Annotated in this window: 11 protein-coding genes; 2 read left to right on the top strand and 9 right to left on the bottom strand. The window is 59.2% G+C overall.

Translation table 11 applies throughout. The annotated features are described in order from the left end of the window. Positions 1-78: 78 nt before the first annotated feature. Positions 79-711 (bottom strand): 23S rRNA (uridine(2552)-2'-O)-methyltransferase RlmE, encoded by a 633-nt coding sequence (gene rlmE / locus BLT89_RS02780; protein WP_090192988.1) that lies wholly within the window; start codon positions 709-711, stop codon positions 79-81. A gap of 73 nt (positions 712-784) precedes the next feature. On the opposite strand from rlmE, the gene yhbY reads away from it, so the two are divergent. Continuing rightward, positions 785-1,099, top strand: coding sequence for a ribosome assembly RNA-binding protein YhbY (gene yhbY / locus BLT89_RS02775; RefSeq protein ID WP_090192987.1), 315 nt, complete (start codon positions 785-787; stop codon positions 1,097-1,099). 19 nt (positions 1,100-1,118) lie between these two features. On the opposite strand, the gene BLT89_RS02770 is transcribed toward yhbY, so the two are convergent. The 8 genes from BLT89_RS02770 to grpE all read right to left on the bottom strand — a co-directional run bounded on the left by BLT89_RS02770 (position 1,119) and on the right by grpE (position 11,353). Further along, a complete protein-coding gene (locus tag BLT89_RS02770) occupies positions 1,119-1,538 on the bottom strand; it encodes a DUF4149 domain-containing protein (RefSeq protein WP_090198628.1) in 420 nt (139 codons plus the stop codon). A gap of 7 nt (positions 1,539-1,545) precedes the next feature. Beyond that, positions 1,546-2,022 carry a transcription elongation factor GreA gene (gene greA / locus BLT89_RS02765; protein WP_090192986.1) on the bottom strand — a complete coding sequence of 159 codons (477 nt, stop codon included), beginning with the start codon at positions 2,020-2,022 and terminating at the stop codon, positions 1,546-1,548. Beyond that, positions 2,019-5,240: a carbamoyl-phosphate synthase large subunit gene (gene carB, locus BLT89_RS02760; protein WP_090192985.1), complete on the bottom strand. Its 3,222-nt coding sequence runs from the start codon at positions 5,238-5,240 to the stop codon at positions 2,019-2,021. The genes greA and carB overlap by 4 nt, the downstream gene beginning before the upstream one ends. A gap of 33 nt (positions 5,241-5,273) precedes the next feature. Next, positions 5,274-6,425 (bottom strand): glutamine-hydrolyzing carbamoyl-phosphate synthase small subunit, encoded by a 1,152-nt coding sequence (carA, locus tag BLT89_RS02755; protein WP_090192984.1) that lies wholly within the window; start codon positions 6,423-6,425, stop codon positions 5,274-5,276. A 184-nt stretch (positions 6,426-6,609) separates the two neighbouring features. After that, entirely contained in the window at positions 6,610-7,413 is an 804-nt protein-coding gene (gene dapB / locus BLT89_RS02750) for a 4-hydroxy-tetrahydrodipicolinate reductase (protein WP_090192983.1), read from the bottom strand. A 65-nt stretch (positions 7,414-7,478) separates the two neighbouring features. Beyond that, entirely contained in the window at positions 7,479-8,606 is a 1,128-nt protein-coding gene (gene dnaJ, locus BLT89_RS02745) for a molecular chaperone DnaJ (RefSeq protein ID WP_090192982.1), read from the bottom strand. A 157-nt stretch (positions 8,607-8,763) separates the two neighbouring features. Next, the gene (gene dnaK / locus BLT89_RS02740) at positions 8,764-10,677 is read right to left on the bottom strand and encodes a molecular chaperone DnaK (RefSeq protein ID WP_090192981.1); all 1,914 of its coding nucleotides are present in this window, start codon (positions 10,675-10,677) and stop codon (positions 8,764-8,766) included. A 130-nt stretch (positions 10,678-10,807) separates the two neighbouring features. Then, a complete protein-coding gene (gene grpE / locus BLT89_RS02735; RefSeq protein ID WP_090192980.1) occupies positions 10,808-11,353 on the bottom strand; it encodes a nucleotide exchange factor GrpE in 546 nt (181 codons plus the stop codon). Positions 11,354-11,506: 153 nt separating this feature from the next. Between grpE and recN the strand changes: the two genes are divergently transcribed. Next, a complete protein-coding gene (gene recN / locus BLT89_RS02730) occupies positions 11,507-13,180 on the top strand; it encodes a DNA repair protein RecN (RefSeq protein ID WP_090192979.1) in 1,674 nt (557 codons plus the stop codon). Positions 13,181-13,216: the final 36 nt, after the last annotated feature.

Genomic DNA, 13,216 nt, shown 5'->3' with positions numbered 1-13,216 from the left:
AACTCTGATAGTTACCAAGTCTAAGCTACTACACCTGCGCTTCGTCATGCAGGCGCACTCTGTAACCCTTTGCAACTTTCACTCGTCCAGCCCGCCGCGAAACCCGCGACCCAGCATGTATTGCTCGCGGGAACGGTCTCGCGAAGACACCGGTTTACGCATCTGCACCTTATCGAACAGGGTCCGCACTTGCCTGTGATACTCGTCAAAACCTTCCCCTTGGAAAATCTTGATCAGAAAATCGCCTCCCGGCGCCAGCACCCGTGCGGCAAGGTCCAGCGCCAGCTCACACAAATACATGGCCCGCGGCTGATCTGCAGACCTTACACCACTCATATTGGGGGCCATATCCGAAATCACAAGGTCTACCGGCTGATCGCCAACAGCCTGAAGGATCTGACTGAACACTTCATCCTCGGTGAAGTCACCCTGAATGAAGGTGACATCCGGAATGCTGTCCATCAACAGGATATCGGATGCAATCAGGCGCCCGCGGCCACCAATCAAGCGACTGGTTACCTGCGACCAGCCTCCCGGCGCTGCACCCAGATCGACCACGGTCATCCCCGGCCGCAGGATGCGGTCCTTTTCCTGGATTTCCAGCAGCTTGTAACTGGCCCGCGAACGGTAACCGTCTTTCTGCGCCATTTTGACGAACGGATCATCAAAATGCTCTTTCAGCCAACGCGGGCTGGTCTTGGAACGTGCCACTGGATACCTCTCACAGGGCTGCTCGGGTACACTGGCAGCCACTTTTTACCGGTTCAAACTAAGGGTTCAGATTATGCCGCTCACTCAGGAGCAGAAAAAACAATTCAAATCTATCGGTCACCACCTGAAACCGGTACTGATTGTTGCCGAAAACGGCCTCACCGAAGGCGTCATGGCAGAACTTGAGCGCGCCATCAACGATCACGAACTGATCAAGGTACAGTTCCGCATCACGGAGCGCGAAGAGCGTCGCAGCATTATCGACGAGCTTTGCAAGAACAGTAGCTGCGAGCTGGTACAAGCCATAGGCAAAATGGCGCTGATTTATCGAAAAAATGCCCGTCCGAACAAAAACCTCTCCAACATCAGCCGCTTCAAGGCACTTTGAATAGCTGAAGCACGCCGGGTCAGGGCGCCCGAGCTGGCGACTCGGCGCCCGCTCCCGGGATGGGCTGCAGCACCAGCAGCAGCCCGCAAAATGCCAGCAGCAGATAATTGAACAACAGCCAGCGATAGGCATCCGGCAGCCAGTGACCGACCAGCAGATAGGTCAGCGCCAGAAGCTCCACGGTTACCAGCAACTGGCCACGCACATCACGCCAGAAACCTTTGAGCCGGGTGATCTGCACCAGCACCAGCAACTGCAATAGCGCACAGAATGCCGAAAACCCGATCAGCAAACGGCTTAATGCGCCACCCAGCTCATCGACCAGCAATGGCGCCAGGCCGTATTTGCCAAGCGCCGGCAGCAGGACAAAGTGCAGCAGCCACAAACCGCCGACCCAGAAGATCTGTGCCAGCTGCCAACTTGCGGCGGCTGCCCGCAGTGGCTGCTTAAAGATGACGGACCTGGACAATCTCGTACTCGATCAGGCCGTTGGGTGTCTTGACCACCACGACATCGCCCTCTTCCTTGCCTACCAGCGCGCGCGCGATCGGAGAGCCGACAGAAATCTTGCCCTGCTTGATGTCGGCTTCGTCCTCACCAACGATCTGGTAGGTCACGCTTTCATCCGTTTCGCAGTTGGCGATCTCGACCGTTGTGCCAAATATCACCTTGCCGGTATGGGCAATCCCGGTGACATCAATCACTACGGCATTTTGCAGACGACCTTCGATGTCGCGGATACGCGCTTCAACCATGCCCTGCTGCTCGCGGGCCGCATGGTACTCGGCATTCTCCTTGAGATCGCCCAGCTCGCGGGCGGTTCCGATGTCCTGGCTGAGCTTGGGCCGCACGACCTTGGTCAAGTGCTGCAACTCTTCTTCAAGGGCGCGCGCGCCCTGCACGGTCATGGGGTATTTATTCATGCCTTGATTCCTGCATGCAGATCCTGAAGACGGCGCACGGTCTTCTCGGGGCCGAACTTCAATGCTTCGCAAATAGCCTGCCCACCGGCAACAGTCGTGGTGCAGCAAATCTTGTGCTGCAGCGCATTGCGCCGGATGGAGTAAGAGTCGGCAATCGACTGACGACCTTCGGTAGTATTGATGATCAGGGTAACTTCTTCATTCTTGATCATGTCGACCACATGCGGACGGCCTTCGGTGACCTTGTTCACCCGCCGCACCGGCAAGCCGGCAGCCTCGATGATCCGCGCGGTTCCGGCAGTGGCTACGACCTGGAAGCCTAGACTCACCAGATCACGTGCAACCTGCACTGCCTCTGGCTTGTCGTCCTCCCGCACGCTGATGAAAGCGCAACCGGAGGTCGGCAGAAGCTCACTGGCACCCAGCTGAGCCTTGGCGAAGGCCTCGCCGAAGGTGTCACCGACGCCCATCACTTCGCCGGTGGACTTCATCTCCGGGCCGAGGATCGGGTCAACCCCGGGGAACTTGGCAAACGGGAACACCGCTTCCTTGACGCTGAAGAAGGGTGGAATGATTTCCGTGGTGTAGCCGGCATCGGCCAGCGACTTGCCAGCCATGACCCGTGCCGCCACCTTGGCCAGTGAGACACCAACGCATTTGGAGACGAACGGCACGGTACGCGAAGCGCGCGGATTGACTTCGATAACGAAGATATCCTCACCCTGCACCGCCATTTGCACATTCATCAGGCCAACCACGCCGAGCTCCAGAGCCATTCTCTTGACCTGGTCGCGGATCTCGTCCTGGATATGCATCGGTAGCGAGTAGGGTGGCAGCGAACACGCGGAATCACCCGAGTGCACGCCAGCCTGTTCGATGTGCTGCATGATCGCGCCGATCACGACAGTTTCACCGTCACAGACGGCGTCGACATCTACCTCGATAGCGCAATTGAGGAAGTGATCGAGCAACACCGGGCTGTCATTGGAGACTTTTACCGCCTCGCGCATGTAGCGCTTGAGCTCGTCTTCCTGGTAGACGATCTCCATGGCACGGCCACCCAGTACATAGGACGGGCGCACCACCAGCGGATAACCGATGACCTTGGAATGACTCAGTGCTTCATCTTCACTGCGTGCAGTGGCGTTAGCCGGCTGACGCAGACCAAGGCGCTGCACCATCTGCTGGAAGCGCTCACGGTCTTCGGCACGATCAATGGCATCCGGCGAAGTACCGATAATCGGCACACCCGCCTCCTCAAGAGCACGGCAGATCTTCAACGGCGTCTGACCGCCATACTGCACGATCACGCCTTTCGGCTGCTCGACGCGGACGATTTCCAGCACATCCTCCAGCGTCACCGGCTCGAAATACAGGCGATCGGAAGTGTCATAGTCGGTGGATACGGTTTCCGGGTTGCAGTTGACCATGATGGTCTCGTAACCGTCTTCACGCATGGCCAGCGCGGCATGCACGCAGCAATAATCGAACTCGATGCCCTGACCGATACGGTTGGGGCCGCCGCCGAGAATCATGATCTTCTCGCGAGCGGACGGCGCGGCTTCGCACTCTTCCTCGTAGGTCGAGTACATGTAGGCGGTATCGGTGGCAAACTCGGCGGCGCAGGTATCCACCCGCTTGTACACCGGCAACACTTTCAGCTTGTGCCGATGGCTACGCAGGGTTTTCTCGGTCACGCCCAGCAATTTGGCCAGACGTGCATCGGAGAAACCCTTGCGCTTGAGCTTGTACATGCGCTCGCGATCTATGGTCGACAGGGCCTGGGTTTTGATGGCCTCTTCTTCCTTGATCAGATCCTCGATCTGCACCAGAAACCATTCGTCAATGCGCGTCAGCTCGAACACATCGGCGACTGTTTTACCGGCACGGAAGGCATCAGCCACATACCAGACGCGATCGGCACTCGGCACGGTAAGCTCGCGACGTAGCGTGCTTTCCGCCTCGGGATCATTCAGGTCAAGCATCGGATCAAAGCCGGAGACCCCAACTTCCAGACCGCGCAAAGCTTTCTGGATCGATTCCTGGAAGGTGCGGCCAATGGCCATGACTTCACCTACCGACTTCATCTGGGTGGTCAGGCGCGCATCTGCCTTGGGGAATTTCTCGAAGGCAAAACGCGGAATCTTGGTGACTACATAGTCGATCGCCGGCTCGAAGGACGCCGGGGTGCGACCGCCGGTTATGTCATTCTGCAGCTCGTCGAGGGTGTAGCCGACCGCCAGCTTGGCGGCGATCTTGGCAATCGGGAAGCCGGTGGCCTTGGAGGCCAGTGCCGAGGAACGCGACACGCGCGGGTTCATCTCGATCACCACCATGCGTCCGGTGTTCGGGCAGATGCCGAACTGCACGTTGGAACCGCCGGTTTCCACGCCAATCTCGCGCAACACCGCCAGCGAGGCGTTACGCATGATCTGGTATTCCTTGTCGGTCAGGGTCTGCGCCGGGGCCACGGTGATCGAGTCACCGGTATGCACACCCATCGGATCGAAGTTCTCGATAGAGCAGACGATGATGCAGTTGTCCTTTTTGTCGCGGACCACTTCCATCTCGTACTCTTTCCAGCCGATCAGCGACTCGTCGATCAGCAACTCGCTGGTCGGTGACAGATCCAGGCCGCGAGCACAGATTTCCTCGAACTCTTCGCGGTTGTAGGCAATCCCGCCGCCGGTGCCGCCCATGGTGAAGGACGGCCGGATGATGCAGGGGTAACCGACCTTCTCCAGTACGCCGTAAGCCTCTTCCATGTTGTGCGCGATGCCGGAAACCGGGCAGGCCAGACCAATGGACTTCATTGCCTTGTCGAAGCGCGAACGGTCTTCGGCCTTGTCGATGGTGTCGGCATTGGCGCCAATCATCTCTACGCCGAATTTTTCCAGGACACCGTGCTTCTCCAGATCCAGCGCGCAGTTCAGCGCGGTCTGCCCGCCCATAGTCGGCAGCAGCGCATCGGGGCGTTCCTTTTCGATGATCTTGGCCACTGTTTGCCACTTGATCGGCTCGATGTAGGTGGCATCGGCCATGGCCGGATCGGTCATGATGGTGGCGGGGTTGGAGTTCACCAGGATGACGCGAAAGCCTTCTTCCTTCAGCGCTTTACACGCCTGAGCACCTGAATAGTCGAACTCGCAGGCCTGACCAATGACAATGGGTCCGGCGCCGAGAATAAGGATGCTTTTGATATCTGTACGTTTTGGCATGGGTAACTCTCGAATTCCTTGGCTCTACTGGCTTTACTGACTCTGTTGCGGGCTGCGTGCAGCCATGGCGGCAATAAAACGATCAAACAGCGGTGCTACGTCATGCGGCCCGGGGCTCGCCTCCGGGTGACCCTGAAAGCTGAAGGCCACCTTGTCCGTACGCTCGATCCCCTGCAGGGTGCCGTCGAACAAGGACTTGTGCGTCGCGCGCAGGGAAGCCGGCAGGCTGTTCTCGTCGACAGCGAAACCGTGGTTCTGGCTGGTGATCATCACCACGCCGCTTTGCAGATCCTGTACCGGGTGGTTGGCACCATGATGGCCATGGCCCATTTTCATGGTCTTCGCACCTGAAGCCAGAGCCAGCAACTGATGGCCGAGGCAGATACCGAATACCGGAATATCGGTTTCCAGCACGTCCCTGATGGCCTGAATGGCGTAATCGCAAGGCTCCGGATCGCCAGGACCGTTGGACAGGAAGACGCCATCCGGCTTGAGAGCAAGTACTTCACTGGCCGGCGTTTGCGCAGGCACCACCGTCAGGCGGCAACCCCGTGCCACCAGCATGCGCAGGATGTTGAACTTGACCCCGTAATCGTAGGCCACCACGTGATAAGGCAGATCGCCGGCTGCTATGTCCTGGTGACTGTCGGTCTGCAGCGACCAGACGCTCGAGCGCCACTCGTAGCCGGCGTCACAACTGACCACTTTCGCCAGATCCATACCCTTGAGGCCGGGAAAGCTGCGCGCCAGTTCCAGGGCTTTTTCCGCAGTAGCACCCGCACCGGCCAGGATGCAGCCGTTCTGCGAGCCTTTTTCACGCAAAATGCGCGTCAGGCGACGGGTGTCGATGCCGGCAATCGCTACCGTACCGTTTTCAACCAGATAGTCTGCCAGCGGCAACTTGTTCCGCCAGTTGCTCGCCGTCAGCGGCAAGTCACGAATAACCAGCCCTGCCGCCCAGACGCGGTGCGACTCGGCATCCTCGGGGGTGGTGCCGGTATTGCCGATATGCGGATAGGTAAGCGTGACTATCTGCTGGGCATAGGAAGGATCGGTAAGGATTTCCTGATAACCGGTCATAGCCGTATTGAATACGACCTCACCAATAGTATGGCCATCTGCACCGATGGCCTCGCCGTGAAAAATGCTGCCATCAGCAAGGGCGAGTATGGCTGGCTTACTCAAGAAGACCTCCCGTCAGTCGATACTTCGCGCACAGCAAATCGCAAAAAAAGCGGGATGACGTATCGACCGTCACCCCGCTTTTTCTACTTATTCATTCTGCGCAACTTTTAGTGGATACACTAAAGCGGGAAGTCTACAGGGAAAGGCTTTTTCGGTCCACCGCGCAGGGCATGTTGCAGTGTATTCAGCGCAGCCCCAGCACATCCTGCATGTCATACAGCCCGGCCGGCTGGCCTGACAGCCATAACGACGCCCTCACTGCACCACTGGCGAAGGTCATGCGGCTGGAGGCTTTGTGGGTAATTTCCACCCTTTCGCCCTCGGCCGCAAACAGCACCGTGTGATCACCGACCACATCGCCGGCGCGCACTGTGGCAAAGCCAATGGTTTCACGGGCACGGGCACCGGTCTGGCCTTCGCGCCCATACACCGCTACCTTCTGCAGATCGCGACCCAGCGCATTGGCCACCACTTCGCCCATGCGCAAGGCGGTGCCGGAAGGGGCATCCACCTTGTGCCGGTGATGGGCTTCGATGATTTCGATATCGACGTCATCGCCCAGCACCCGGGCCGCCGTATCCAGCAATTTCAGGCAGAGGTTCACACCCACGCTGTAATTGGCCGCAAAGACGATCGGAATCTCTCTGCCGGCCTCAGCCAGCAGCTGCTTTTCGTCTGCGGAAAAACCGGTAGTGCCAATCACCATGGGCTTGCCGGCCTGACGGCATATTTCGAGGTTCTGCAGGGTAACCGTGGGATGGGTGAAATCGATCAGCACATCAAACTGCTCCAGCGCCTGGCGCAGGTCGGCCTGCAGACTCAAGCCCAGCTTGCCAACGCCAGCCAGTTCGCCCACATCCGCACCGATCAGACTGCTGTCCGGCCGGTCAAACGCCGCCCCCAGCTCCGCACCTGCGGCCTGCTGCACCGCTTCGACCAGGGTTTTGCCCATGCGCCCGGCGGCACCCATCACTGCTATTCGTGGCATCTCTCTTGCTCCATAGTTCAGGGATCCACGCCCTCAGACCCAAGCCGCAACCTTACGCAAACCGCTCAAAGATCACCGAAAAAACGCTTTACACCCTCAAACCAGCTACTGGTCTTGGGTGAGTGCAATTCGTCACCCTGCAAACTGTCGCGGAAGCCTTCGAGCAGTTCGCGCTGATGCCGGGTCAGTTTGACCGGCGTCTCGATCAGCACCTTGCACATCAGGTCACCTGCACCACCACCACGCACCGGTGCCACCCCTTTACCGCGCAGCCTGAACAGCTTGCCGGTCTGGGTACCTTCCGGGATCTTCAGCTTGACCCGGCCATCAAGGGTCGGCACTTCCAGCTCGCCACCCAGCGCAGCATCGACGAAGCTGATCGGCACTTCGCAATACAAGTGCTTGCCATCGCGCTGGAAAATCTGGTGCTCGCGCACGCTGACTACCACATAGAGGTCGCCTGCCGGCCCGCCCTGGGCGCCCGCCTCACCTTCGCCGGTGAGACGAATCCGATCCCCGCTGTCCACACCTGGCGGAACCTTGACCGAAAGCGTCTTGTGCTCTTCAACCCGGCCCTGCCCGTGGCAGCTGGTGCAGGGATCGGTGATCATCTTGCCGCTGCCATGACAACGCGGACAGGTCTGCTGCACCGAAAAGAAGCCCTGTTGCATGCGCACCTGGCCGATACCGCCACAGGTCGTACAGCTCACCGGAGTGCTGCCTTTCTTCGCTCCGGAACCCTCGCAGGGCTTGCAGTTGACCAGCGTCGGTACACGAATGGTTACCGTGGTCCCGCGAACGGCATCTTCCAGATCGAGATCCAGCGTGTAGCGCAGATCACTGCCGCGCTGGGGGCCACCGCGCTGACCGCCACGACCGCCGCCGCCACCAAAGAAATCGCTGAACACATCGCCGAAAATATCGGAGAAGTTCCCGCCGCCAAATCCGCCGCCACCGCCCATCTGCGGGTCAACCCCGGCATGGCCGTACTGATCATAAGCCGAACGCTTGGCCGCATCGGAGAGCACTTCGTAGGCTTCGCTGGCTTCCTTGAATTTTTCTTCGGCGTTCTTGTCATCCGGACTGCGATCCGGGTGATATTTCATTGCCAGACGGCGGTAGGCCTTTTTCAACTCCGCTTCGCTAACGCCCCGCTCGACACCGAGGATTTCGTAATAGTCACGCTTGGCCATAAATCATCAACACCTTCAAATTCATCTACTCCAGATACGCCTACGCGGGAGCAAGCTCCCGCGCGGCTTTTATCCAGTCAACGCTGACACCGGAAAACCGGAGCGCATGGCCGTTGCCGCACCGCTATTCCGGCAAGGCAACAGCCAGACAGGCAGGTTACTTGTTGTCTTTAACCTCTTCGAACTCGGCATCGACCACATCATCGCCAGCCTGTGCCTGCTCGCCTTCCGGCGCCGCCTGGCCGGCTTCCGCCTGCTCGGCATACATCTTCTGTGCCAGCGGTGCGGTGGCCTGGGACAGCGCGGTCATTTTCGCCTCGATGTCAGCCTTGTCGTCGCCCTTGACGGCAACTTCCAGTTCGCCAAGCGCTTTCTCGATCGCCGCCTTCTCATCGTCGGTCGCCTTGTCACCGGCTTCAGTGACCATCTTGCGGGTGGCATGCACCAGCTGATCGCCCTGATTGCGCGCAGTGGCCAGCTCTTCGAACTTGCGGTCTTCCTCGGCATTGGCCTCGGCATCACGCACCATCTGCTCGATTTCCTCCTCGGACAGACCGGAGTTGGCCTTGATCACGATCGACTGGGTCTTGCCGGTGGCCTTGTCTTTGGCGCCAACATGCAGGATACCGTTGGCGTCGATATCGAAGGTTACTTCGATCTGCGGTACGCCACGCGGCGCCGGCGGAATCTCGGCCAGATCAAACTTGCCCAGCGATTTGTTGCCAGCGGCCTGCTTGCGCTCACCCTGCAGCACGTGGATGGTTACCGCGCCCTGATTGTCATCGGCGGTGGAAAACACCTGCGACTTCTTGGTCGGAATGGTGGTGTTCTTCTCGATCAGTGCGGTCATCACGCCGCCCATGGTCTCGATACCCAGCGTCAGCGGCGTAACGTCCAGCAGCAATACGTCCTTGACGTCACCGGCCAGTACCGCACCCTGAATCGCCGCGCCCATGGCTACGGCTTCGTCCGGGTTGACGTCCTTGCGCGCTTCCTTGCCGAAGAATTCGGTCACCAGCTTCTGCACCAGCGGCATACGGGTCTGGCCACCGACCAGAATCACGTCGTTGATCGCGCTGATCTCGATGCCGGCATCTTTCAGGGCGATACGGCATGGCTCGATGGTGCGCTGCACCAGATCTTCAACCAGCGACTCCAGCTTGGCACGGGAAATCTTCACGTTGAGGTGCTTCGGTCCGCTGGCATCTGCAGTGATGTACGGCAGGTTGACGTCGGTCGACTGGCTGGAAGACAGCTCGATCTTGGCCTTCTCGGCGGCTTCCTTCAGGCGCTGCATGGCCAGCGGATCACCCTTGAGGTTCATGCCGGTTTCTTTCTTGAACTCGTCGACCAGGTAGTCGATCAGACGAATATCGAAATCTTCACCGCCGAGGAAGGTGTCACCGTTGGTGGCCAGTACTTCGAACTGGTGCTCGCCATCCACTTCGGCAATCTCGATTACCGACACGTCGAAGGTTCCGCCGCCCAGGTCATAGACGATCACGGTGTGGTCGCCCTTGGCCTTGTCCATGCCATAGGCCAGTGCTGCCGCGGTCGGCTCGTTGATGATGCGCTTGACGTCCAGACCGGCGATGCGGCCGGCGTCCTTGGTCGCCTGACGCTGACTGTCATTGAAGTAGGCCGGCACGGTGATAACCGCTTCGGTGACTGCTTCGCCCAGATAGTCTTCGGCGGTTTTTTTCATTTTCTTCAGAATTTCCGCAGAGATCTGCGGCGGCGCCATCTTCTGGCCGTTGACCTCGACCCAGGCGTCGTTGTTGTCAGCCTTGACGATCTTGTACGGCACCATCTGGATGTCTTTCTGTACGACATCCTCAGCAAAACGACGGCCAATCAGGCGCTTCACCGCATACAGGGTGTTATGCGGATTGGTCACTGCCTGGCGCTTGGCCGACTGGCCAACCAGAATTTCACCGTCATTGGCATAGGCAATGATCGATGGCGTGGTGCGTGCACCTTCGGCGTTCTCGATGACTTTGGCTTTGCCGTTTTCCAGAATGGAGACGCAGGAGTTGGTGGTCCCCAGGTCGATACCGATAATCTTGCCCATGAATATTCTCCAATACTTTGACTTGATTCTTGATTACCGCCACAACCTGCAATCAGGTCATCACGGCAGCATTAAACGCTTGAACTAACAGATGGGGGTTGCCTTGGAAATTTCAAGTACACCCATCGATCTAGGACTGGGTTGCAGACGGCGCCTTGCTCACCACAACCATGGCAGGCCGCAACAGGCGGCCATTGAGCAGATACCCTTTCTGGAACACCTTGAGCACACTGTTGGGCTCCACCTCGGGACTTTCCTGCATGGCCATCGCCTGATGGTGCTCGGCATTGAAGGGCTCGCCATGTGGATCCAGCGCATCTACCTGATAACGCTTGAGGGTATCGACCAGCAACTTGAGGGTCAGCTCCATGCCTTCACGCACAGGCTTGCTCGCCTCATCATCCGCACTGGTCAACTCAAGTCCGCGCTCGATGCTGTCAACCACCGGCAGGAGGTCGGTGACCAGCTTTTCCAGCGCAAATTTGTGTGCCTTCTCGACATCAAGCTCGGCACGCCGACGCACGTTCTGCATGTCGGCAGCAACCCGTAGGGACTGGTCCTGCGCCTCGGCCAGCTGCTCTTCGAGCGTTTGAATGCGCGCCTGCAAATCCTCGCCTGCCTCCGCAGTTTGCCGGGCTTCAGGGTTCGGGCTATCCAGATCCACTTCGTCAACCATCAACTTTTCCTCTCAATTGGGGCGTCAACACGCTTCCGCCTTGCACTGAGCATCTATATGGGGACTGTGTGCCCGGCTTCAAGGGCAAAGGTGATTGTCAGCAGCAAATCGGATACTGTATAAATACACAGCATTCAACATTCGAGGTGCCCCATGCTGATCCATCTGGCTGTGAACAATTTCGCCATCGTCGAACACCTCGATATTGAACTGCAGCAGGGCATGACGGTGATCACCGGCGAGACCGGTGCCGGCAAATCCATCATGCTCGACGCCCTTGGCCTGGCCCTTGGCGACCGTACCGACAGCGGCGTAGTGCGCCCCGGCAGTGACAAGGCCGACATCCTCGCCAGCTTTGATCTGAGTGAAATACCCGAAGCCCGCGACTGGCTGGCCCAGCGCGACCTGGATCAGGACGGCCCGTGCATCCTGCGCCGGGTCATTACCGCCGAAGGCCGCTCACGCGCCTACATCAATGGCAGCCCCTGCCCGCAAGCGGATCTCAAGGCCCTCGGCGAACTACTCATCGATATTCACAGCCAGCACGAGCACCAGTCGCTGCTGAAAACCGACACCCATAGACGCCTGCTCGATGAGTTCGCCGGCGCCAGCGAACTGGCCCGTCAGGTGCAATTGGCCGCTCAGCGCTGGCGCCAGACCAGCCAGCAACTGCAGCGCCTGTCCAGCAACAGCAACGAACAGCGGGCCCAGCACCAGCTACTCAGCTACCAGATCGAAGAACTGGAAAATCTGGCCCTGGGTGATCACGAACTGGAGCAACTGGAGCAGGAACACCGCACCCTGAGCAACGCCGAACAGCTGCTTGCAGCCTGCAAGCAGGTTCTCGACCTGTGCAGCGACAGTGATGCCGGCAACGTGCTGTCGGCATTGGCCACCAGCCTGCAACGCCTGACCGCCTTCCCCGGACATACCGGCGCCATCAGTGAAACCGTCAGCCTGCTGACCAGCGCGCAGATACAGGTCGAGGAAGCGGTGGGCGAACTGAATCGTTTTCTCGACCACTTTGATGCTGACCCGCAGCGCCAGCAACTGCTGGAAGAGCGACTCGACGCCATCTACAACCTGGCGCGCAAGCACCGGATCAAGCCTCTGGAGCTGCCCGGCTTGCAGCAGAAACTGCTCGAAGAACTGGACGGACTGAATGCCGACGATCTGGCCGTCGAGCAGTTACAGACAGAGCTGGACGCCTATGCCCGTCACTACCAGGAAAAGGCCACCGAACTCAGCCGGATGCGCCAGACTGCGGCCGCCCAGCTCTCGACTGCCGTTGAAACCGAGATGCAGCGGCTGGGCATGCCGGGAGGGCGGCTGGGCATTGAGCTGCCTGCTACCGACACCAACGACCCACACCCCGCCGGCCTGGAACTGGTTGAATTCCTGGTCAGCGCCAACCCCGGGCAGCCGCTCAAGGCGCTGGCAAAAGTAGCCTCGGGAGGAGAGCTTTCGCGCATCAGCCTGGCCATTCAGGTCATCACTGCGCAGACATCCAGAGTGCCGACACTGGTTTTTGACGAAGTGGACGTAGGCATTGGCGGGCCCACCGCAGAAGTGGTCGGCCAACTGCTGCGCCAACTGGGCGAGCATGGCCAGGTACTGACCGTCACGCACCTGCCTCAAGTGGCGGCACAGGGGCATCAGCACCTGTTCGTGCACAAGGAGCGCGGCAGCAGTGAAACCCGCACAGCCATCACCGCACTGGACAAAGCGGCGCAAATCGAGGAAATCGCACGCATGCTCGGCGGTGTCGACCTGACAGAAGAGTCCCTGGCTCACGCACGCAAGCTGGTGACGATCGCCAACAATTGATCAGGCATAAAAAACGGCGACCCCCGGGTCGCCGTC

The sequence above is a fragment of the Pseudomonas pohangensis genome (genome assembly GCF_900105995.1).
GTDB lineage: Bacteria > Pseudomonadota > Gammaproteobacteria > Pseudomonadales > Pseudomonadaceae > Aquipseudomonas > Aquipseudomonas pohangensis.
Note: the sequence above shows the minus strand (reverse complement) of the source record. Positions and strands in the feature narration are given on the sequence as shown.